This is a genomic window from Rhizobium sp. 21-4511-3d, assembly GCF_053522545.1.
In genome coordinates, this window is sequence record NZ_JBNWCF010000018.1 from 94,457 (window position 1) to 116,916 (window position 22,460).

Below are 22,460 nucleotides of genomic sequence, written 5' to 3' on the forward strand. Positions count from 1 at the left end.
GGAGTGCCGATGAGCAAGAAGAAGCAACCGATGCGCTGGCTGCGTGACAGGGAGGCGAAAAAGTCGAAAGCCAGCTTTCCGGAGCTTTTTTTTGATCTCGTCTTTGTCTTCGGACTGATCCAGCTTTCTCATACGCTTGCAGAGGATTTTACGTCCACCGCTGTTGGTGAGGCCCTGCTGCTCATCTTGGCGATCTGGTGGCTCTGGATCAACACGACCTGGGTGACCAATCTCCTCAACACCGATAGTGAGCCTGTCCGCTATCTGCTTTTTGCCCTGATGTTCGCAGCCATCCTAATGGCGATCGCGCTTCCCGAAGCCTTTGGCGATCATGCGCTGCCCTTTGCTGCCATCTACGCCTTGATGCAGGTCGGGCGATCGCTGTTTGCCTGGGTTGCGTTTGGCAGTCACGATCCGAAATCCGCCTCGACCTTCGGTCGGATCACGTTCTGGGCTTGCATATCCGGCACGCTTTGGGTGGCTGGCGCATTTGCATCCACAGAGTGGCGTCTGGCCGTCTGGGGCTTGGCCCTTGCGATCGAATATGGCGTGCCGCTCCTGCGCTTTCCTTTTCCGGGGCTTGGCAGAGCCGACAAAGAGACCTTGAACCTCAACGGAGAACATCTGGCTGAGCGCTGCGCACTCTTTGTCATCATTTGTCTCGGAGAGACGATCCTGACCACGGGTCGCAATGCCGTCGAGCATATGGGGCCAGATCTGACGTTCCTGGTTTTCTGCGGCGCATTCCTAAGCACCGTCGCTATGTGGTGGATTTATTTCCACCGCGGCCAGGAGGAGGCGGCAGAGAAGGTGGAGGAAACCAACGAGCCTGAGGCGGTCGCGCATAGTTTGTTCACTTACGGACACCTTCCGATCGTCGCAGGCATAATCCTGACAGCAGTTGGCGAAGACTTTGCGCTTTCGCATCCAGAGGAACAGGGGGACTGGAAAAGTGCCTGCGCGATCATCGGGGGGCCCGTGCTCTTTCTGTGCGGGAACATCTGGCTGAAGCTCGCAGCCGCCCAGCGGTTTCCCTTTTCTCACCTTGCTGGTCTCGCTGGCCTCTTGGCAATCAGTATCGTTGCACTGCTGGTGCCGCTTTATCTTCTGAATATCGCAGCAACGGCAGCATTGCTTTGCGCCGCCATATTCGAATATGCCGCGCGTCGCCGGCCGCAGTCACATCGGCCCGAGCGATAGCCTCATGTCTGACGGCATGTGATCTCCTGGTTATAGCCATCTGGAACCGGCTATTGCCATTCGGTCGATTGGGCCCATCTTACGGCTCAGCACGCCATAACGGGGACTAAACGATGTCTACGCACGAAGACCAGATTCGCCAGCGCGCCTATGAGATATGGGAGCGTGAAGGCCGTCCGCACGGGGACGATCTGAAGCATTGGATGCAGGCCTTCCAGGAAATTGCAGAGAACGCGCAGCCCAGCACCCTCAAGCCTGCTCGGGCCACGAAAATGACGACCTCTTCGCCAGATGCCAAAAAGGCGACGACCGGGAAGATTAAAAAGGAAAAGTCATCAGCAAGCGCTGCGTCATCGCAGCCTGTGGTGTCTGGCGGCGCCAAACCGGCTCGGGGCGTCACGACGCACTGAGGCAGTTGGTCTCGGTTCAATTCTAGCCAGCGTACCCCAGGGGTGCCTGTCGGCCACTAAGCTTATTGATGGGTTGCGCTATGATGCTGCGATCTTAAAAACACGCAGGCGAAGAAGGGCGGCAGGTCCTGCCGTCCAGCGAGTTGCTCTGTCACCACGAAGGTTTTCAAAGAGCTGCTTTGCTAACGCTGCTTATGCGCGGTCACAAGGACCTCAGAACTTGTAGCCAAGCTGAAGTCCCGCGCGTGTCATTCCGTTGTTGGGGCCATCACAGAGATTGGCGTGAGAAGAATGGGCGACCTGTGCCATTACATTCCAGTGACTGTCGAACCGGAAGCCCGCGCCTATGTATTCATGGAAGAGCAGGCGGCAACCAAGGGCTGGGCCGTTGTCGTTGCTGTCGAGGTCGCCTGTATGGATAACGCCGCCGAAGCCCGCCTCTGCAAACAGTTTATCGGAAAAATCGGCTGTCCACGAAAAGCCGGTGAAGACCTGACTTGCAGATCCTGACGTCCCGATGGAGGTTCCCAGATGGATTCGAGGGCGAGCAAGCTTTTGCAGACCCGTCGATTGATCATGGCCAAAGGGGTCGAAGAACAGCGTAAATTCGGGAAAAATTCCGTCTTCATGTTCGCCGCCGCCCTGGATGGACGCAGATGCGCCGAATCTTAACTCGTCAAAAACACCGTCATCTGCAAGCGCCGGTGTGCCCGCAGCAAGTGTCGCCATTATTGCAGCGTGTAGAATTTTCATTGGGCGCCCCGAATCGTCGACGTCGATCATGCCAGCCCTCAATCAACGGCGTAAAGGGCATTCCGACTTTGTACGAAAGATGACAATCAGCTTCAATCTTGGAACCCGCAACGCCACCGTGCATTATAGCTGCGCTGGCACGTTCCTCAGTCGGCAACCTCACTTCAGCCCCGGTCAATGCCGGGGCTTTTCTTGTGTGCCTCGTTGCAGCCATCGCTTGTCAAAAACGCTCCACGGTGTTCACCCTTGTCTCAACAACATCGGGATCCACTTCCTGCGACGAAAGATGCAGTGCTTGCATCCTCAGTCGCTGGTCGTTATTCTGGTGCTCCTGCCTCAGATCAGCAACATTCGATGCGCTCCAGTTGCCTCAGACTGAAGGCTTGGTGCGAAGTTGCAAAAAAACCTAGCGCCTCCCGACGCCTTCCATGATTGCGGCGACGATTGCCTGCTCGAGAGCATGCGCGTTGTTTTCCAGGCCAGCCTCGTCTCCGTTAACCGCAGACGCCGCAAACTGAACCGCTTCATCGCGTACGATACGTCGCGCTGCTTTCCGCGCCCTCGCCTCGTAGACGCTGTCGTCATCATTTTGGAGCGTCATGGAACTCCCCCATCATCCCAGGATCCGAAAGGCGGTTACGACATACAGATTGGTGGTGGTCCTTGCAATCGTCTGTCCGGCCTCGAACGCTTAGCGGCGCCGTTCGTCTTCGAAGTCGGTTCGCAATAACTGGTAAAGCAGGATCGAGCGGCGTTCCGGTTGGGGCACCTTGGGTCTCCTGCAATCAGACGCGGGACAGGCAACGGCGCAATCTTGAAAAATTTTCCTCGCCCTAAATATCTGCATCTTGCTGCAATCGACGGCGATATGATGAAGGAGATCTCTCCTGCAGCATGAGCAGAGCGAGGGCCTTGAGATCGGGCGGCTTCGCGGACCCTGCCTTGTCGTCATCAAGTCGCCCTGATGCTGCCACAGCGTTCAAGAGCGCTGCACATCACTATCTTTCAAACCACTTTTTTCGATGCGACGGGGATAGCTGCTGGCGCGTCTGCCCTCGACCTCTCCCCCAGCTGGAATGAGCCGCAAAACAACAGCAGCGAGGAGCACGATCGCAAAAGCAATCGGCAGGCAGATCGTCAACGCCAGCATCGTTATCCTCCGGTTCGCCCGGCATCATTTCACGGTCTTAGGCCATATGGCAGTTGTCTTTTCGGATGATGCGGGCAAGGAGCGGTTGGGCGGTCATGGCAGGAGCGAACGTCCGGCGCCAGGCTCGTGCTGCAGCCACACAAAGGCGCTCAGTCGTTTCGCGGGCTACCCTTACTGTGGTCACAGCCGCTGATAATTCGGGGCTCCACGCGCCAGAGACGGAAGAAGTATCGGCGCGCGTCGCCCTCGACGACCATCATTCCAGCGATCTGGTCGTCACAGATCCGTTTGAAGTAGTCGCCGATCGGCTGGCTGTCGTAGACCATAGCCGCTGTCTGCGCGCCATCGAGTTTCCGCAGTTCGACCATCGCCGTCGTGCCCCGCGCGCGGCATGCCTTTTGCATGTACGAAAACCAGTTCCGGGCGATAGATGTCCGGCCGACGGCCGCCAAGCGCAGGGCAAGTTTGATAGGCAAAAAAGACGGCTCCAGGGCAATAAGCCGGCCTGTCTGCCACTGGAACAGGAGGGCGTCGGCTCTAAGATCCGCATGAAACCTTTTGCCGAACCATTGCAGATTTTCGAGCACGCCGTCGAGGGGATGACCGGAAGAAATGCCTTCGCCCTGCCAAAGGCCGACCATCTCCGTCGGCAGTACTGGCGGTAGCGAGCCGAACCAGGCGATCGTCTTCGATTGCTGGTCGTTGGTCATCCTTGCTCCGGACAAATGCAAGCGGTTCATTCCGGCAACCATGGTGAAACCGCGCATCATACGCGGCTTCCGTGATTGCCGGTCGGTCAGCGGCTGCCTGGAAGCATCTGGCTTTGCCGGACGTCGTCAATAGACTGATCCTGCGATGGCCGATCTCCGGCAGGTCGATCCCCTTCGGAGACGTCGCGCTGATGACCCGTCGGGATGACGTCGTCGACCACGTCGCGGGACAGTGCTGTCAGGTCGTATCCCCGCACTCGCGGTGATGTCGCTTGGGTGCTTCGCGTGTAACGGCCAGGTCCTGATGCGCTTCCTGCAGCCGCGTCCGCCTGGAAGACGTCTTCCTTGGACGCTGCTGCCTGTTGGGAACCAGTGCCTGCCGTCCAGCCTTCGGTGCGCCATAGGTCGGCGCGTTCATCGAGGTCTATGGAACCCGCGTCGTCGAGAATGTCATGCGCCGTGTCGTAATTCGACTGATCGACGGAAGCGGAGACAAGAAAACCGCCGCGGCGCAACCCCTCGGCATAGACGTCGCGGTCTTCGTCCGGGAAGAACCAGTCCCCGAGCCTTGACCAGAAGCCGGAACTTTCCGCGGCAGACGATGCTCCTTCGCCGTCGGCTTCGTAGCCCGGCATAAGCCGCACGTCTTCGACGCCTTTAGACCTCAACTTTTCGACGGCGGTTTCGGCGTCGCTGCGGCTGTCGAAGAATGCAGTCAGGGTGCTCTTGGCTAGACCGCTTGCGAAGCTCGGCGCGCCTTCGTTATAGACGTTGGTCATGGAAATGCTCCTCCGTTGGTTGCTAGGGGAGCCAACGGGCAACGAAGGTGAATGTTCCAGCGGTCTACGGCTCAAGATTTGCAAACCGTGTCTGGCAGCGATCGCCTTCGGAACCGACCATTCGCTCGCAGCCCATCGCCAGTCGACGGCGCAGCTTTGCCAGACATGCGTCTGCGCCAAATTGTGCGACGAGACTCTTTCGCTCGAAGCCATCGCTGCGATGACAGAACCTGCATTCCAGCACGATAACTGCGTCACGGAGGTCCTTTAGCATGGGGCCATCGCCACCGGCTAGGTTGTGGTGTCTTCTGGCCATCTCTTCTCCAGGCGCAGGGCATCTCATCGCGCGGCAGCTAGCTAGCCGCATGGTTTTCAACAGGCAAGGCACCGATGGCGAATTTTTTCGATAACGGCATTTAAGCTGAAAGCTTCCACTATGGAATTGATTCACCTCGCTTATCTTTTCTTTTGAGGAATAGATTCCTTGAATCGGCGATCTTGACGGTGGTCAAGATAAGGAACAAAAAGGGAACAATCAACTTTTCACGGCATGAAGCCGGATGTTTTAACGCGATTTCGAAAGGATTCGTGACAGATGACTGTTGCCCGCGAGCACGTTCTCGCCGACCTACGAGAGCGCATTTCCGCCCTTGAAGGCGGGATCGCAAGACGTGCCGGTTCGCTGCCGTTCGGTGTAGCCGAGATCGACGCGACCTTGCCAGGCGGTGGTCTGGCGCGCGGCGCGCTGCATGAATTCGCGGGTGGGGGGGCAGGGACCGTCGACGGGGCGGCGGCAGCTTTGTTCGCCGCTGGTATCGCAGCTAGAACCACCGGTCAGGTGGTATGGTGCCTAACCCGCCCGGACCTGTTCATGCCTGCTCTGGCACAATCCGGTCTGCATCCCGGTCGGGTTGTCTTTGTCGAAGGAGACAAGGAGGAAGATGTCCTTGCCAGTATGGAGGAATGCCTGGCCTATGGTGGTCTCGGAGCGGTAGTAGGCGAACTCGTTCGACTTCCCATGACTGCCTCAAGGCGGCTTCAGTTGGCCGCAGAACGAAAGGGTACGATTGCCCTGGCCGTAAGGCGGTGGCGACGACAGATCGAAGCCAACGACTTTGGTCAGCCAACAGCGGCAACGACGCGCTGGAGGATCAGCGTCCTGCCAAGCGTTGATCTCCCGGTTCAGGGCGTCGGCAGGCCAAGGTGGTTGTTGGAATTAATGAGATCGCGTGCGGGCGAGTGTGCTGAGTTTGAAATCGGAGCCTGCGATGACAAGGGTCGTATCGATATTCTTCCCCGATCTGGCGACCGATCGGATTCGGAGAGCCGATGCCTCTATTCCGCTTGATCAGGCTATCGCGGTTATCGCGAAGTCGGGTTCCAGACGTTGGGTGTCTGCCGCCGATGACGCGGCGCGCAGGGCCGGAGTAACCCCTGGAATGCCGGCTGCCAAAGCGCAGGCGATCTTTCGCGACCTGAAGTTGGTGGATGCCGACCCTGTTGGCGACCAGTTAGCTCTCAAACGGATTGCGTTATGGGCGCTGGCCATCTACTCGCCCGTCGTCGCCGTGGATGGCAACGACGGTATCGTCATGAACACCGAGGGTGCCGATCATCTGCAAGGCGGCGAGCAGAAAATGCTCAGCCGTGTCGCAAGCCAGTTCAAAGCCAAGGGTCTCAACGCACGGGTGGCAATCGCCGACACCTGGGGCGCTGCTCATGCCTGTGCTCGATCGATCAGGCGTGAAACGGTCATCGTTGGCCGCGGTGAACTGTTCCATGCGGTGGCGAGGCTTCCTGTTGCATTGCTAAGGCTTGCCCCGAAGATCGTCGCCGATCTTGGGACGCTCGGGTTCCGGACCATCGGCGAGTTGTCGGCGACGGCCAGAGCGCCGCTCGCGCTGCGGTTCGGCCCGGAGGTCGGCCGGCGCCTCGACCAGATGTTCGGCCGGATCTCCGAACCGATCGAACCAATCCGCGAAGCCGACCGGATCGACGTATCACGCGCTTTCGCTGAACCCATCGCAGCCGCCGAAACGATCAACAAGTATGTGGGTCGGCTCATCCAGCAACTGATCGGCGAGCTCCAACGTCGCGGTCTGGGGGCTCGCAAAATAGACCTGATCGTCGAAAAGACCGACGGCACCCTCCAGGCGATAAGGGCAGCAACTGCCAAGCCCGCTCGCGACGAGGCCTGGCTGACGAAATTGTTCAAGGACCGCACCGAGAAAATCGAGCCAGGTTTCGGTATCGAGAAGCTGACGCTCATCGCGGTCGTGACCGAACCACTCCAAGAGCAACAGAAGACCTCGTCGCTTGTAGAGGAGGCGGCGGCAGACATTGCGCCTTTGATCGACATACTGGGCAATCGCGGTCAGCGCGTTTACCGTATTGCTCCGGTCGCCTCGGATGTTCCGGAGCGCAGCGTCAGACGGATTGCGCCTGCTGGGGATGATATCCGAGGGACCTGGGACGGCCACTGGCGACGGCCGATACGGCTGCTTCGCCAGCCTGACGAGATCAAGGCGCTTTCCCTCATGCCGGATTATCCACCGCGCAGCATCACCTGGAGGGGACGTCAGCATAATGTGCGCAAGGCAGACGGTCCCGAGCGCGTCTTCGGCGAATGGTGGACATGCGAGAGCGAGCTTGAGGCCGTGCGGGATTACTACGTGGTGGAGAACGAGATGGGAGAGCGATATTGGATATTCCGCAGCGGTGACGGCGTCGATCCGGAGACGGGAGATCGCAAATGGTTCATGCATGGGATATTCGGATGAGATATGCCGAGCTCCAGGTCACCACCCATTTCTCGTTCCTGCGCGGCGCTTCTTCTGCCGACGAATTGTTTGCGACGGCAAAGGAGTTGGGCATCGAAGCGCTTGGCGTTGTCGATCGAAACTCCCTGGCCGGCATCGTCCGGGCGCTCGAGGCGTCGCGGGCCACGGGTGTTCGCCTGGTGGTCGGCTGTCGTCTTGACCTGCAAGAGGCAATGTCCATTCTCGTCTATCCGACCGACAGGGCGGCCTACTCTCGGCTGACCCGGCTGATCACGTTCGGCAAGGGTAGGGGAGGCAAGGACAATTGTATCCTGCAACTTGACGACCTCGCTCTCTACAGCGATGGCCTCATCGGCATTTTGATTCCTGATCTGCCGGACGAGCTTTGCGCGCTCCACCTTAGGAAGATGTCCGAAATCTTCGGCGACCGAGCCTATGTTTCGCTCACCTTGCGACGTCGGCCGAACGACCAGATGCGGCTCCACGAGATTGCCAACATGGCGGCAAAGCACCGTGTTCGCACTGTCGTCACAAACGATGTGCTGTTTCACAAACCGGGGCGGCGTCAATTGCAGGACGTGGTCACCTGTATACGGAACAACACGACCATTGACGAGCTCGGTTTCGAGCGTGAACGCCATGCCGACCGATACCTTAAGCCGCCACACGAAATGGAGCGCCTCTTTCCGCGCTATGCGGAAGCTTTGGCCAGGACCACGGAGATTGCCGAGCGCTGCAGGTTCTCACTCGAAGAGCTCACGTACCAGTACCCGCAGGAGGCCATTGTTCCCGGCATGGATGCCCAGCAGTCGTTAGAGCATTATGTCAGGGAGTGCATCCCCCAACGATATCCGGAAGGTTTGCCCCAAAAGGTTCTTAGAGCCGTCCGACATGAACTCGATCTCGTCAAGGAGATGCGCTATGCGCCGTACTTCCTGACGGTGTTCAGCATCGTCAAATTCGCGCGGAGCCAGGGCATCCTGTGTCAGGGCCGGGGATCAGCCGCCAATTCGGCGATCTGCTACATCCTCGGGGTCACAAGCATCGATCCTGAAACCAACGATCTCCTCTTCGAACGCTTCGTATCCAAGGAGCGCGACGAGCCACCCGATATCGATGTCGACTTCGAGCATGAGCGGCGTGAACAAGTCATCCAGTGGATCTACAAGACCTACGGCAAGGAAAAGGCGGCGCTCTGCTCAACGGTCACGCGCTACCGGGCCAAGGGCGCGATCCGTGATGTGGGCAAGGCGCTGGGCTTGCCGGAAGACGTCATCAAGGCGTTGTCCTCGGGCATGTGGTCATGGTCAGAGGAAGTGCCCGATCGCAATATCCGGGAACTGAACCTCAATCCCGCGGACCGCCGGCTGGCTTTGACCCTCAAGCTCGCCCAACAGTTGCTGGGAGCGCCGCGTCATCTTGGCCAGCACCCGGGCGGTTTCGTCCTCACCCATGATCGCCTGGACGAGCTCGTTCCCATAGAACCGGCAAGCATGGCCGATCGTCAGATTATCGAATGGGATAAGGACGACGTTGAAGCCTTGAGGTTCATGAAAGTCGACGTCCTGGCGCTCGGCATGCTCACCTGCATGCAGAAGGCCTTCGATCTCATTCGCGACCATAAACACCAACCCCTGGATCTTGCTTCTATACCGCAGGAGGACGCCGCGACCTACGCAATGATACGCGAGGCGGATACGCTTGGGACTTTCCAGATTGAGAGCCGCGCGCAAATGGCGATGTTGCCGCGTATGAAGCCGAGGACCTTCTACGACCTCGTCGTCCAGGTAGCGATCGTTCGGCCAGGCCCGATTCAGGGCGATATGGTCCATCCTTACCTCCGCAGGAGAGAAGGCAAGGAAAAGGTCGAGTACCCGACACCGGAACTGGAGGCCGTCCTCGGCAAGACGCTGGGCGTCCCGCTGTTTCAAGAGTCGGCAATGAAGGTCGCCATGGTCTGTGCCGGCTTCACCGGTGGCGAGGCCGACCAGCTTCGAAAATCCATGGCGACCTTCAAGTTTACGGGCGGCGTCTCACGCTTCAAGGACAAGCTCGTGTCAGGCATGATCAAGAACGGATACTCATCTGAATTCGCAGAGAAAACCTTTAGTCAGCTTGAAGGCTTCGGCAGCTATGGCTTCCCTGAAAGCCACGCGGCGTCGTTCGCACTGATCGCTTATGCTTCCAACTACGTGAAGTGTCATTTCCCTGATATCTTCTGTGCAGCGCTATTGAACTCCCAGCCCATGGGCTTCTACGCGCCTGCGCAAATCGTCGGAGACGCCCGAAATCACAACGTGGAAGTCAGGCCCGTCTGTATCAATCGCTCACGCTGGGACTGCACGCTTGAGGAGCTCGAAAACAATACGGGCCGGCATGCGGTCAGACTTGGCATGCGAATGGTCAAGGGGTTGGCCGTCGCCGACGCGGCACGCATTGTTGCTGCCCGCATGAACCGGGTATTCGAAAGTGTCGATGACTTGTGGCGACGTTCAAACGTCCCAACGGAAGCCCTTGAACAACTTGCCGAGGCGGACGCCTTCCTGCCGTCAATGGAGCTTGAACGTCGCGACGCTCTCTGGGCGATTAAGGCGCTACGCGACGAGCCCTTGCCGTTGTTTGCCGCAGCAGCCGAGCGCGAGGCAACGGTGATAGCCGAACAACAGGAACCGGAAGTCCATCTGCGCCAAATGACTGAAGGGCATAATGTCATCCAGGACTACGGCCATGTCGGCCTGACACTCCGTGACCACCCGATCTCCTTCCTGAGGGCCGATCTCGCGAGGCGAAACATCGTCACCTGTTCAGACGCCATGAGCGCCCGCGACGGTCGATGGCTGATGACCGCCGGCCTTGTTCTTGTCCGCCAGAAGCCGGGCAGCGCAAAGGGCGTCATGTTCATCACTATCGAAGACGAAACCGGCCCTGCCAATGTCGTCGTCTGGCCGTCGCTATTCGAGAAGCGGCGTCGGGTGGTGCTGGGATCGTCGATGATGGCGATCAACGGCAGGATTCAGCGCGAAGGTGACGTCGTCCATCTTGTCGCCCAGCAACTATTCGATCTCTCCGACGATCTGACAGGGCTTGCTGACCGCGATCTCGACTTCAAGCTGCCGACGGGCAGGGGTGATGAGTTCGCCCACGGATCTCCTGGAAGTCCGGATTCACGGGATCGCAGGCCGTCCGTCAGGCCAAGAGATATCTTTATTCCGGATCTGCATATCGATACGCTGAAGGTAAAGAGCCGGAATTTTCAGTGATATCCAGGTCGGGCGGCGCCCGTTTGCTGTGAGGAAAGCCGAAAAACATGAGCCGGTTGACGAAAGCTCGCCGACCGGATCATGTCCAAAGACGACAGTCCCTCATCGAGCCTGGCCCGGCAAACTGATAACCATGCACTCGAGCTGGCGGGTGTAGCGATGCCAGGGCCGCCGATGACCGGTCAATGGCGGCGGCGTCGGGGCATTGGCGCCGATGAGCGGTTTTCGGTCGGTCAAACGGCCTTTGATCGACGCTTTGCAAGTTTTGCTTTGACGGACTGCAAAGATTTTTGTCCGATACAGAAGCGGTCGATCTCTTGCCGATCTGCAGGGACGTTCCCGGCCAGCTGCAAAGCGAGGGCAAGAAAAATTTGCCCGGTCCGCCACGCGTCGAGCGAGCTTGAATGAACAGTGCGCCGCTGCAACGTCTCGGGCGGCTCGCCGATTCCAAGCCACTCGCTCAAGCTCACCACCCCGGGGCTGACAGGCTGGCCGCGAGCGATGGCGGCCTTGGCCATTCGGTAGGTGCAGAAGATTCGACTTGGCAGGTCCAGTGTTCGAACGTCGCCTTCGCCAAGCATCAAGAGGTCGCCGATCGCATCATGAGCGACGCAGACCCGCCCTTCCACGGCCGCGGCAATCTCATGTGAGATTTCCGCAAATGCTCGCGCTCCCTTGACGTCGCCGTCACGCAGTCCATGCTTTTTTGTCGCAAAGTAGCTGATCGCTCTTCCAGGGTCGACCAACCAGTGCCACTCCCGGGTAAACAGCCCGCCATCGAACTGGCACAGGGAGATTTCAACCGGGCGCTGGTCTTTGTTACCGTCGCCTTCGATATCGAGAGACAGGAAGCTGCCACGTGCGTAATCTTCAAGCGATTGTGAGATAGGACCGGTACCTTGAAGAGACTGGACCCCGTTTCACCAGGCCCATAGTCATCATTTCATCTGTTTATGCGGCGCTTTGCCGGTACGTCAATCCCAGCTCGGCTTCCGGCCTTCGCTCAACGCGCGCAGACCGGAGAGCTCGACTATTTAACCTACAAGAAATCTGTCGTCCCTTTCGCCGTTGGCAAAAGCGGAAGACCTCATCCGTCTGAAAATTTTTTGGTGCCGTTGGCAACCATTTGCTTGTCCCTGCCAGCTGACCTCAGCCCAAGTCAGCCGTTCGGCTGTACCCGGGTACGTCGGCCATATTCGAGCAGGCTGTTGCGAGCCTTCCAGCTATCGCCAAGTGGAGGTGTGATCCGCAGCCCCGCGGCCGAAGACGAAGCCCGCCATAAACGCCAATGCTCCTACGCCGAGCAGGAGCCCAGTTGCCGTGTGTGGGTGATCGGCTGCCCCTGCCGCAACGGCGCTCGTTTCGCGCCGTACAGTGTCCACAGCGTTCTTCGCCACCTTGCGCACACCCGTCGCGGGTTCGCGTGGAATGCCAGTGAAGCCAACACCGAGATCTTTCGACATTTTTGGTCCTCCTCATTGGTGTCGTCCAGAAACAGTCTTGGCGCCGGGATGTTCCCCGGCCTAAATCAAACCTGCAGCCCGCAATCGAAGAGCGGGATGCAAACGCCGCGAAGGCCTTCGTGCCGACTTCGTCACAGGTTCGACTGAAATACGCTCTCGACGCCTTAGGCCAACGGCTTACCCGGCTGGTATAATTTCAACGCGAAGAAAGGATTGAGCGAGAGGGCTGCAGTTGCCAATGTGGCTGCGAGCGTGAATTTCATCGGCGCGAGCCACAGCGCTTCAACGGATCGAATAGTGGCTGATGCTAGGTCGTCAGGCTCCTTTGCCGGTATGACCTCGGTTTGCTGCTGGTAGCCATCCTCAGGGGTTATGACGCCGACCGGGATGGGCAGGCCGATCGCATTTTCTGTCGACATGCTACGTGTCCTCTTTGTGGAATCGTGTAACGCCAGAGTGTCGGTCGAGTTCCAAGATTGGCGGATGACGGTGACCTGGCGATGACCATCGCGGTGCGTTCATAACCAGGCGCAGGTCTGGACAAAGGGTTTTTGTTCGCGCGGGTCCCGAACGTGTAGTGGAGCGCGCTAGGCGGCGGTTCAGTAGAAGTTGAGAAAAAAGCCCCACGCTGGAGAATGGGGCCTGTCAACGCTGATAGGATGCAGCCGGATACGCTGGCTAAGAACACCCCTCCGAAAGTCCAGCTGGGCTCCCGTCCGAACAGCGGCCTGCCTATCGTTTCGGCGCTAGCTCTGCGACGATTGGGAGCGTTTCTCTTGCTTGTCGGTTATTAGAGGATGCCGAGGACGAGACCGACCCCGGCGAGCGCCGCGACGGTGCCCGCTACTTGAGTAATGATTGCGCCTCGGCGTTGATCAAGCTGGCTAAACAGCAATGCGGTTCCGATCCCCACCAAATGAAGCGATGCAGTCGCAGCGAGAAAGCCGATGGCGTAGGTGAGGCCGGACACACTTTCAGGCATCTCTGCTCCGTGAGCGTGCCCATGAAACAAGGCGAAGAGGCCGACAACACCCATTGCTGCAGCCGTCGGTGTCTTGATCCTGAACGCGACCGATGCTCCGAGGATGATCACCGAGACGGCAATACCGGTTTCCACCATAGGCAGGTTCACGCCGGCGATGCCCAGGATCCCTCCAACAATCATCAAACCGGTAAATGCCATCGGCAGGAGCCAAACAGCTCGTCCGCCAAGCTGGAAAGCCAGTAGACCGACCAGCACCATCGCAAGAGTGTGATCAATACCTGATATCGGATGCGCGAAGCCGTGCGCGAACCCGGATGGAGCACCCGCTCCGGTATGAGCGTAGGCGGCGGCTGGAATGATGAAACCACACAGAGCCAAAGTAGCGCGAATTAGTAGGCGTGTCATACGACCTCTCCATGCATTGAGCTTTCCCGCATCTGATCCAAACTTGTCATACAAGGCAAGGGGGTAAATGCCGTATTCTCATGAGGAGCAGAGGAAGCTAAGAGGCGGATCGCGGGTATCTGCGATCCGCCCGGCCAGCTACCTCACATCTTGATGCTGCAACCAAGTGTACGGCTTCCATGCAAGGGCTTGCAATGAGCCTCAGCGACTTACGCGGGACAAGCACCCGTCACTCGAGCGTGCTCGCAAGCACAGGGTATTCGTCGGTGTTGCTCGCCTGCTGTGCATTCGATGATCGGCATTCCGGCCGAAGCTAAGCGGCCCGTGTTAACCAGCCGCGCCGGCTATGCCAGCAGTTCCGGATTCTAAATGCCACCGTTAACAAGAAGCGCCCAGATTGTTCTTGCAATTTTATCGGCAAGGGCGACCGCCGCAACTTTGAAGGGACGTCGTCGCTTTAACGAGGCCACCCAGATGCGCGCATCCTCTTTAGTGTTTCGAACGACAGACATAGCTCCCGCGACGATCAACGATCTCAGTTCGCAGTTGCCCCTTTTGGTGATCCCGCCAGTCCAGGTGCGCTCGCCGCTCGAGAGCGTTCGGGGAGTAAGGCCCGTCCATGAACCGAAGTGGCGCGCAGACTTGAAGATGCTGGCATCTGGTACGAATGCTTTGACGGCAGTGGCGGTCATCGGTCCCACCCCTGGGATCGTCATGAGCCTCCTCATTTCGTCGTCAGCCTTCGCATGAGCCTTTATTGCCTTTTCGAGACCGGCGATATCTTGAGAGAGCCTGTCAATCTGCTTCGCAATGATCCTGAGAGCAGCCCTGGCCTGCGGCGGCAAGATGGTGTTTGTTCGGTTGCGGACCGCTGCAACCAATGTGGGAACATTGGCAGCTCCCGGACGAGAAACGATGCCAAATTCGGCTAGGTGGGCTCTCAACGCATTTACTGCTTGAACGCGCTGACGCACCAGGAGCGCCCGCGTTTTGAACAGCATCGTAGAGGCTTGATGACCTGCCGACTTGACCGCTACGAAGCGCATCGACTTCCTGGAAGATGCTGCGTGGATCGCCTCGGCATCGTTCGCATCGGTCTTGTCACGGTTGACGAACGGCTTCACATATGTGGGGTGGATCAGGCGGACCTCATGACCGAGCGCGGCAATTGAGCGGCCCCAGTGGTGGGCTGTCGCACAAGACTCCATCGCGACAACGCATGGCGGCACCTTACGAAAGTAGTCCAGGATTGCCGAGCGCGCTATCTTCCTATTGAACAGTTGCTCGCCTGCTTCGTTCGCCCCGTAGACTTGAAAAACGTTCTTCGCGATATCCAGTCCAATTGTCGCGACGGCCATCTCTGCATCCCTTTTGGTTTGTGAAACGATGCCAGGATGCCTTAGATAGACGACACATATATCGTCGGGGGACGTTGATGGAACTGGAAACGATCAAGAAAAGCGGGACGAAGGCAATCGATTTGCAGATCGGCGTTCGGCTAAGGGAAGTTCGCAAGAATGCGGGATTATCTCAGAAGATTGTTGCGGAGAGGCTAGGAATATCATTCCAGCAGCTCCAGAGATACGAGCAGGGCGAAAACCGGGTGACCGCGGCTTCGCTCCACCACATTGCCCAGCTGTTCGGCCTCCCAATGGAGTATTTTGTGAGCGGGGAAGCAGCGAAAGACACGAGGTAGTCCTTGTGACCGACGATGAGGCCAGATTGATAGCCCGGTTACGGCGGGTGGAGGCTTCCGTGTTCAACCAAGTGCGCGAACTGGTGGAGCTTAAGTCATTGTAATGCCCCGACTTGGGGTGAGCGGAGGGCGCGTTCACCGCAAACGCCGACATGCGAGCTCATGGCCACGGGATCTATAAATTTTCGCTTCTTGCCGGGCTGCGGCGGTAGGATCGGCACGGAAGATAGACGATCCCATGGTGGGAAAGCCGTATCAAGGGGTCAAAAAATGATGTCTTGATACCCTGCATGATCCGAACACACGGGCTTGGCCACAGGCCCGGAAGCCGTCGTTATGCGCACCGCATGATGGCGCGTACTCCATATCTGTACGGTTTCAAACCATCTTCTCTCTTTTCGCAAATTGCTTAACCAGCGTATGATGTCATGCTCAGAGAAAGATGGGACCGTCGATGATGTTCAGTGATCTCATTGGACGAAACGTCCTCGTCGTTGAGGACGAATATCTACTGGCCGTCGATATCGAATTCGCGATGGAAGAACATGGCGCGAACGTTATCGGCCCTTATCCAGATCTACAAGGCTCCTTGGGAGCTTTGGCGAAAGCGGCCGTCGATTTTGCGGTTCTCGATGTCCGGCTCGGTTCGGAAAATGTATTCGAACTGGCCGATATTCTGTATAATCGAAAAGTGCCGTTTGTCTTCGTGACCGGCTATGATCGCAGCCGCATGCCAAAACGCTTCGCACGAGTTCCCTGCCTCAGCAAGCCGGTCCAAATGGATGAACTAATGATTAAAATCGCATCGCTAACAGCTAAACAGGCTGTACGTCACTGACTGATCCTGCGGTCGCTTAAGCTCCGGACCGGTGTTTCATTCGGTTCCAAGCGCCGACTGTTAATTGGCCACCAATCACAGTGAGGAACGTCTGCTTAGCTTCCGGTTTTAGCGGATGTTTCTAATTCCGCGATTTTGGCGACGCAGTCGGCGATGGATACTCCACTAAGCACTCTGGCTACTGCAGCGTCAGCATGCTCGCCGAGTTGATCGCTGATGGTGCCGATATTACGTGTTACTGCGCACAAAGAAGGGATTTTTTCGCGTGCGGCCCATGATCGTTGATCGGGCAGTATCGCGTTGTAGATCTCGATAAGTTGGATTTTTTCGGATTTTCTAGCCAGGCCGATACCGCCGCCCGATCCGTCCTTGGACGCCAAAATGCCCGCCTTCGTTAACGTGGAAACAAGTTTTCGCACGAAACTAGCGTTCGTATTCAAAGCTTCGGCAAGGATGGGGCTTGTCGTTCGCACGCCGGCGGCCTCATTCACCGCTACAGTGACGACGATATGGAGTGCTGTTGGAAAACGTGTGTCGGCCATCGCCGTGAGATAGCGTCAACCACGCCGGAAATCCAGCGAGTATGACAGTTTGTTAACGGTCCCTGTGAGCGCTATGAAGAGACGTTCCTCCGAGAATATCGGCCAGCGTCTCACGCGGTTTTAGTCCTCGTGTCGCTCGCAAAACTATCCCGTACTGTATAGGGATTTAATCGTCCAGTTTGGGATCTTGGACCTTGATAGTGGCGTGGGCGTGGGATGGTACGCAGCGCCGAATGCCGCTATGATCTCAGCAAGAGCTATACTCTCGATCACCGATATAATCGCGGGGACTTTCGTCACTGTAGGACGCTGGCTCCCGCAGAGGCCGACCCGGGGCAGTGGGGTGGTTGTAGGCTATGGAAGAAGCGCACCGAGCGAAATCAGAAAATCTTCCGGGTGACACAAGTCTTCCCCATGTTTGCATTTCATAAGCACATCTCGCTTGCGGCAGGCCATCAACGATGGCAGCCCCGGGACGCCGACGAGGTTGTCTGAACCCTTGCTTAAGGGATGCTCCGCTGCTGCACGCCAAAGAGGTGGCGTATTCGAGCGGCAAGTGACACCGGATGATCTTCAACCGCAGAGCGCCCGTCGATCTTTAAGTGTTCTTCTGTTTCGACACGTTTTGCCAGAAGTTGACTGAGTTCCTCCGCCAAGGACGGGCGCTGGTGCATCACGCTGGCGAGGTGTTCTTTGGAGATCTCGTAGACCACAACAAATGTCAGGGCGCGCATGGTTGCCGGCTCGGGCGCTCCCATCAGCACGCCGCGCTCGCCGAAGAGGTCGCCTGGAGCCAGCCGGGTGAGTTCTTCTCTTCCATGATCACTGACGCGTTCGATCGTGACGACGCCACTGCGAACGATCATCAACGATGTCATCGAAGCGTCTTGTGGAGCGATGACGACGCCCTTCTTGAACGCCAGACGCTCCATGCTGTTGGCCAGAGCCTCCATCTCATCCTCGGTAAGCGTCGAGAAGAGCGGGATGGACGTCAGCAGCCTCCACGGCGTTCCCGGGTGTTTCGATCCGGGATCAGGGTTCATCACCGCCGATGCGTTCGCCGCCAAGGACAATTGGATCCCCGCCGCCTTCGTGTGCCTATACACGAGGTCGAAGATTTCGTTCTTCGCCACGCCAGTTTGCCCAAGGCTCGACACCTTGAACGAGAGCTCGACTTCAACCGCGGAACCGTCCAATGCGGTAATGGATACCGACGGGGGCGGCGACTTCAAAATCGAATTGGCGCTCAGCAGCACCGTCCTCATGGTCTCTTCGATCAGCGCCGGCGACTTCGAGGGCAGCGCCCGGATTACCACTTTTGAGCCATGGATGGCGTCGCCGCCAGTCAGGTTGGTCAGCGTTGCCTTGGCCAACGCGCTGTTTGGCACGATGACAAGATCATTGGCGTCGTTAAGAAGGTGAGTGGAGCGCCAGTTGGTTTCGACGACTTGACCGCGAACGCCGCCCTCAACTTCAATCCAGTCACCAACCGAGTAAGGACGACCCAGGTTCAGCGCTATGCCAGAGAACACGTCGTTCAACGTGCTCTGCAGAGCCAGCCCTAAGACGATAGCGAATACCCCCGATGTTGCAATGAGCGTCCGCACGGGAAGGTCGAACACAAAGGCGATTATGGATAGGGCCGCTCCAATGTATATGATGGCAACCAATAGATCTTGCAGGAGGCGACCTTCACGCGGTTTACGCTCGATGATAAGGTAGACGCGGACCGAGCTTGCGATAACCATCGCTCCGCCTGCCCACCAGGTCGCCTTCGCAATGCCAATGAACATCCTGTGGGGGAGGTCTTCATCGTCGATCACCGTCGTCCATGGTGCGACGTCATGGCCGACAAGCAGGATTGTGAGAAGGACAAAGAAACCGATGTGAACAAGGAAACGGTCAGTGGCCTTCCCTTGAACGATTATCCTCGCCAGGACCAACAACAACACCAGCGTTACGAATTGGCTGATCGGGTCCCCGGCAATGTGTACGATAGTGTCGAGGCCTGCTTCCATTCGCGCCTTCCTTGGACCGCCTGGCAAGCGGCCACTTGAAAGCCATGCCCATATGTCCGTCAAGCGAAACGATGTCAAAAGCCTTTACGAGATAGACTTCCAACAAATGAGGCCGCGATCATGCCACTTTTCCTCGCAAGAAAAGTCGCGCCAATGTTGGCAGATTCGAGAAGAGGACCCTTATGCTAAAATTTCCACTCGCCGCCATCGCATGCTGTCTCTCCTTCGCGCAAATCGCCGACGCTTCAAGTGACGCAGCTTGGAACACTCTCTTTGCAAAGGCCAATGGCACGTGCATCGGGCAGTCACGGATGGTTTCCCCGGAAGCGACGGCACCGATCCTCTTCGATGACACGATGGGAAAAATCGCGATCCTGCTTCGCGAAAGGAACACCAAGACCAAAAAAATGGTCAACCTGATATGCGTTTACGACAAGAAGTCAGGGAAAGCATCCATCGCCGAGTACAACTGGCTCGGCCAATAGGTCGCCGGCCGTAGCCGCTTCCTCACGGTCGGTCCCCGCGATGATGCGGATAGGATCCCGTTTACAGCTCGTCAGCTGGCAACACTTGCAGTGTTCAAACGAGGTCAGTTAATACGGACGGCGGGAGGACACCGCAGCTGGCGATCATCGTGACAGGCTTGGGGCGCTGGAGGCGAGGACATCCGCGGCCGACCTTGAACAGACGATGTTTCGCCCTAGCTTGCTAAAATCACCTCCATGAGCGCCGGAGTTCGAATGAACCAGCCGCTTATCGTCGACGCGATTTCTCCCTATGTGAGTCACTGTTTTGCCAGACACACTAAAGCCGCTTGGAATGACGCCCGAGCAGATGACGGCGGTCCTCCTCAACTTCAGTGCCACCTTGGAGGCGTTCGCCCGCCGAGTTCCTCGCGAAAGGGTCGCCCTCTCAGTTTTGGTCGCCAATGCAGCAGCCGCGGTCGGCGAAATGGCCGTCGAGGTAGGTGAGGGCGATGAGGACATTGCAACGGAAATCATCACCTCGACCGCTCGCTTAGTTTCCACCATACGTAAGGTCGTCGAAGGACCGGTTGGCGGTGCCGCAATCCATTGAGTGATCTCGGCCTGTCTGCCTAATCCGGGATGCCAATCAGCATCTCATTGGCGACCGCCGTAGGGGCCAAGCGGTTTTGTGATCCTCTAACACGAAACGACTAATAAGCCGCGCGCGTCTCAGTCGCGTGAGCTTTCTTTTGTTGCCGTGCCAACCACGGTAGGATTTGCCGTTGGTACGGTGGCAGACGGGAACTCCAGCTGCCGGTCGATGTTCAGTAGGGGTCGCCCGACGAGAGATTGGCTTGCCATTCTTCTTTCCTTTCCCGCGTTGGGAGGCGCTCCCAATGGATGACCAACTTAGCGCCAGTGTTGCACTGGCGTTATTTTTTTGCCGGCTGGAAACTTTCATTGATACAAGCAGTTCGAATGCGGTCACTGCGGGCGCATTGTCTAAGACGTGCACACGACCTGCTAGCCCACGGTGATCCTTCGAGAAGATGCGTCGTATTCTGCTGTGTGCGGCGCATCTTTTTGCGTCTACAAAAAGCGCTATCGGCGCACCGGGGTGAGGGTAGGAGAGCCATTCTCCAACGGGATCCGCAGACCGCTATGACAGGGCCGCAACCGCCAAATCAGAGGATTTGGTGAGGTCATCGCCGGACTGTATTAAGTCTAACGATAACCTCTTGGCAATGGTGTCTGCTTAGCCAATGCCTACACGCACGTTAACCGAAGCGGTGGCCGTGTCTACCATCATTTTTGGGTGAAACAGCACAGCCGTTTACCGGAGGCGGGGCAGTGGGGCAAATAGCGGGCTTGCGGGCGTGTTGAAACTGATATCATTTGGCTGTCTCCGGTGGGAATCACGATAGACATTTAGCTGGACAAGCGCGCACGCGATCTGGACACGTTGCAGTATGGAAAGTGTTGCTGAAGAGCTACTTGAAGAGCTTATGAGCTATCTACGCGATGCAGCGGTCGAGGAAATTCTGCCGCGATTCCGATCTGTCTCCTCTGACTCGAAGCGTGCCAAGACAAGCTTTGACGATATCGTAACTGATGCGGATATTGCGTCCGAGCATCTGATTGCTGAAAAGCTGAGGACGAGGCTGCCCGACATCGTGATAATCGGCGAGGAAGCGGTGTCAGAAGATCCATCGTTGTTGGATCGTCTCTCCGGAGCCGACCTAGCCGCCGTCATTGATCCGTTAGACGGCACGTGGCATTTCGCACACGGTTCGCCGATGTTCGGCAGTATCCTGGCGATCGTATCACGGGGTAGAACCATCGCCGGCATTATACACTATCCGGTGCTTGGGGACTTCCTCATTGCCCGACCCGGCGGGGGCGCTTGGCATGTGGGGGCGGATGGAGCTTCCACGCGGCTGGCGGTCGCGGAGGCAGGTTCAGTAAATGAAATGCAAGGTTTTGCAGCAGTTCACGCATTCGAAGCTCAAACGCGCGCTTCGGTTGCGTTGGGCGTGTTGAACTTTAGCCGCGTCACATCTTGGCGCTGTTCAGCCTGGGAATACCGGATGTTGGCAACGGGTGCCATGAGCTTTTGCTTAAACGAAGGCATGAACCCATGGGATCACGCGGCTGGGATATTGATTCACGCGGAAGCGGGTGGTTATGCAGCAACCACTACGGGCCAGCCGTATCGACCATCAGTTGCAAAGGGTCACCTCCTAGCGGCGCCGGACAGCCAGTCGTGGAAGGCTATCCTCGAAGCACTATCCTATCGTTGATTTAGCGCCATTCTGCGCGGTCCACTGACATCGGTGAATGCGAGACGGGCTTGCCTCGACCGTAAGCCTCCAAATTGAAATGCTGAAGAGGATCACTGTGTCGTCTGATGCGTCGCGGAGACGATCGCGGAAACGTACGCTGGTGAGGGGGTTTAGTGGGTATCGTGCTACGCTCGTCGGAAGCCCGTTGAGCCTGAACGCTCGGAACAGGAAGGGCCTGGTCGATTGGCCATGTCGACGGCCACTAGATCGAAAAAGTCGGTAACTCCGACCGTCATCGGCAGACCAAGAGGTCGTGATTGTCCGCCGAGAACAACTGAAAGATCCATAAACCTTCAGGTGAAAAATTTAGAACGCTTCCTGTTTTGCAGACGCCGAGCCATACGGTCTGATATGGCCGCCGAGAGTAGAATGATCAGCAGCAATGCGGGCCCGGCCGTTATGCCGATCCATAGGCTCCGCTCGCCCCACTTGAGACAAATTCCAATGACACCAGCGCCAAATGAAGCTGCTAAGGCAAGTGCCAGCGATCCGACCGCGCCTCCTCCTAGCGCGGAGACGACTGTCCAAATAATGACACTGATAAACGCTAGGGACCACATCAAACCTCTCCATCGCTCGCGCCGTTTTAGAAGCCATTCGTTCACTTATCGTGAAAACGCGCTTAAGCTCGCTCGCGCCCTCGTCGACGACACTTCGTAGCG

General features: G+C 57.6%; 21 protein-coding genes. 10 read left to right on the forward strand and 11 right to left on the reverse strand.

Going from position 1 to position 22,460, the window contains the following annotated elements:
- The first annotated feature begins 9 nt into the window (after positions 1–9).
- Together ACQZ5H_RS28975 and ACQZ5H_RS28980 are read left to right on the forward strand one after the other, a co-directional pair.
- Positions 10–1,200, forward strand: a complete 1,191-nt coding sequence (locus ACQZ5H_RS28975) for a low temperature requirement protein A (protein ID WP_449099731.1) — start codon at positions 10–12, stop codon at positions 1,198–1,200.
- A 113-nt stretch (positions 1,201–1,313) separates the two neighbouring features.
- Positions 1,314–1,610 (forward strand): DUF2934 domain-containing protein, encoded by a 297-nt coding sequence (locus tag ACQZ5H_RS28980; protein ID WP_203431539.1) that lies wholly within the window; start codon positions 1,314–1,316, stop codon positions 1,608–1,610.
- A gap of 213 nt (positions 1,611–1,823) precedes the next feature.
- On the opposite strand, the gene ACQZ5H_RS28985 is transcribed toward ACQZ5H_RS28980, so the two are convergent.
- The 5 genes from ACQZ5H_RS28985 to ACQZ5H_RS29005 all read right to left on the reverse strand — a co-directional run bounded on the left by ACQZ5H_RS28985 (position 1,824) and on the right by ACQZ5H_RS29005 (position 5,002).
- Positions 1,824–2,339 carry an acyloxyacyl hydrolase gene (locus tag ACQZ5H_RS28985; protein ID WP_413709015.1) on the reverse strand — a complete coding sequence of 172 codons (516 nt, stop codon included), beginning with the start codon at positions 2,337–2,339 and terminating at the stop codon, positions 1,824–1,826.
- 430 nt (positions 2,340–2,769) lie between these two features.
- A complete protein-coding gene (locus tag ACQZ5H_RS28990; protein WP_148194868.1) occupies positions 2,770–2,964 on the reverse strand; it encodes a hypothetical protein in 195 nt (64 codons plus the stop codon).
- Positions 2,965–3,342: 378 nt separating this feature from the next.
- The gene (locus ACQZ5H_RS28995) at positions 3,343–3,513 is read right to left on the reverse strand and encodes a hypothetical protein (protein WP_165402639.1); all 171 of its coding nucleotides are present in this window, start codon (positions 3,511–3,513) and stop codon (positions 3,343–3,345) included.
- 149 nt (positions 3,514–3,662) lie between these two features.
- Positions 3,663–4,223, reverse strand: a complete 561-nt coding sequence (locus tag ACQZ5H_RS29000) for a GXWXG domain-containing protein (protein ID WP_449099750.1) — start codon at positions 4,221–4,223, stop codon at positions 3,663–3,665.
- Positions 4,224–4,309: 86 nt separating this feature from the next.
- Entirely contained in the window at positions 4,310–5,002 is a 693-nt protein-coding gene (locus ACQZ5H_RS29005) for a hypothetical protein (RefSeq protein ID WP_449099732.1), read from the reverse strand.
- A gap of 595 nt (positions 5,003–5,597) precedes the next feature.
- On the opposite strand from ACQZ5H_RS29005, the gene ACQZ5H_RS29010 reads away from it, so the two are divergent.
- The 3 genes from ACQZ5H_RS29010 to ACQZ5H_RS29020 are packed head-to-tail and all read left to right on the forward strand — an operon-like array spanning position 5,598 to position 11,042.
- Positions 5,598–6,350, forward strand: a complete 753-nt coding sequence (locus ACQZ5H_RS29010; protein ID WP_449099733.1) for an ImuA family protein — start codon at positions 5,598–5,600, stop codon at positions 6,348–6,350.
- Positions 6,271–7,782 (forward strand): Y-family DNA polymerase, encoded by a 1,512-nt coding sequence (locus ACQZ5H_RS29015; protein WP_449099734.1) that lies wholly within the window; start codon positions 6,271–6,273, stop codon positions 7,780–7,782. Before ACQZ5H_RS29010 ends, ACQZ5H_RS29015 begins: the two co-directional genes overlap by 80 nt.
- Positions 7,779–11,042 carry an error-prone DNA polymerase gene (locus ACQZ5H_RS29020; protein ID WP_449099735.1) on the forward strand — a complete coding sequence of 1,088 codons (3,264 nt, stop codon included), beginning with the start codon at positions 7,779–7,781 and terminating at the stop codon, positions 11,040–11,042. Before ACQZ5H_RS29015 ends, ACQZ5H_RS29020 begins: the two co-directional genes overlap by 4 nt.
- Positions 11,043–11,275: 233 nt before the next feature.
- On the opposite strand, the gene ACQZ5H_RS29025 is transcribed toward ACQZ5H_RS29020, so the two are convergent.
- From ACQZ5H_RS29025 to ACQZ5H_RS29040, 4 genes are all read right to left on the reverse strand, one after another.
- Positions 11,276–11,929 (reverse strand): 3'-5' exonuclease, encoded by a 654-nt coding sequence (locus ACQZ5H_RS29025; protein ID WP_449099751.1) that lies wholly within the window; start codon positions 11,927–11,929, stop codon positions 11,276–11,278.
- A gap of 740 nt (positions 11,930–12,669) precedes the next feature.
- Positions 12,670–12,924 carry a hypothetical protein gene (locus tag ACQZ5H_RS29030; protein WP_130279477.1) on the reverse strand — a complete coding sequence of 85 codons (255 nt, stop codon included), beginning with the start codon at positions 12,922–12,924 and terminating at the stop codon, positions 12,670–12,672.
- Positions 12,925–13,295: 371 nt separating this feature from the next.
- The gene (locus ACQZ5H_RS29035) at positions 13,296–13,895 is read right to left on the reverse strand and encodes a HupE/UreJ family protein (protein WP_449099736.1); all 600 of its coding nucleotides are present in this window, start codon (positions 13,893–13,895) and stop codon (positions 13,296–13,298) included.
- Positions 13,896–14,260: 365 nt separating this feature from the next.
- Complete coding sequence (locus ACQZ5H_RS29040) at positions 14,261–15,253, reverse strand: IS110 family RNA-guided transposase (protein WP_449099737.1); 993 nt, start codon at positions 15,251–15,253, stop codon at positions 14,261–14,263.
- 77 nt (positions 15,254–15,330) lie between these two features.
- On the opposite strand from ACQZ5H_RS29040, the gene ACQZ5H_RS29045 reads away from it, so the two are divergent.
- Positions 15,331–15,591 (forward strand): helix-turn-helix domain-containing protein, encoded by a 261-nt coding sequence (locus ACQZ5H_RS29045; protein ID WP_148194859.1) that lies wholly within the window; start codon positions 15,331–15,333, stop codon positions 15,589–15,591.
- Positions 15,592–16,045: 454 nt separating this feature from the next.
- Positions 16,046–16,429, forward strand: coding sequence for a response regulator (locus ACQZ5H_RS29050; RefSeq protein WP_449099738.1), 384 nt, complete (start codon positions 16,046–16,048; stop codon positions 16,427–16,429).
- A 95-nt stretch (positions 16,430–16,524) separates the two neighbouring features.
- Here the strand turns inward: ACQZ5H_RS29050 and ACQZ5H_RS29055 are convergent, their stop codons facing one another.
- Together ACQZ5H_RS29055 and ACQZ5H_RS29060 are read right to left on the reverse strand one after the other, a co-directional pair.
- Positions 16,525–16,971: an Rrf2 family transcriptional regulator gene (locus ACQZ5H_RS29055; RefSeq protein ID WP_130279482.1), complete on the reverse strand. Its 447-nt coding sequence runs from the start codon at positions 16,969–16,971 to the stop codon at positions 16,525–16,527.
- A gap of 503 nt (positions 16,972–17,474) precedes the next feature.
- Complete coding sequence (locus ACQZ5H_RS29060) at positions 17,475–18,989, reverse strand: cyclic nucleotide-binding domain-containing protein (protein WP_130279483.1); 1,515 nt, start codon at positions 18,987–18,989, stop codon at positions 17,475–17,477.
- Between the two features lie 182 nt (positions 18,990–19,171).
- Here ACQZ5H_RS29060 and ACQZ5H_RS29065 point away from each other — a divergent pair, with 182 nt between their 5' ends.
- The 3 genes from ACQZ5H_RS29065 to ACQZ5H_RS29075 all read left to right on the forward strand — a co-directional run bounded on the left by ACQZ5H_RS29065 (position 19,172) and on the right by ACQZ5H_RS29075 (position 21,756).
- Complete coding sequence (locus tag ACQZ5H_RS29065; RefSeq protein ID WP_130279484.1) at positions 19,172–19,474, forward strand: hypothetical protein; 303 nt, start codon at positions 19,172–19,174, stop codon at positions 19,472–19,474.
- 334 nt (positions 19,475–19,808) lie between these two features.
- Complete coding sequence (locus ACQZ5H_RS29070; RefSeq protein ID WP_246777738.1) at positions 19,809–20,066, forward strand: hypothetical protein; 258 nt, start codon at positions 19,809–19,811, stop codon at positions 20,064–20,066.
- Between the two features lie 859 nt (positions 20,067–20,925).
- Positions 20,926–21,756, forward strand: a complete 831-nt coding sequence (locus tag ACQZ5H_RS29075; protein WP_130279486.1) for an inositol monophosphatase family protein — start codon at positions 20,926–20,928, stop codon at positions 21,754–21,756.
- Positions 21,757–22,460 lie beyond the last annotated feature (704 nt).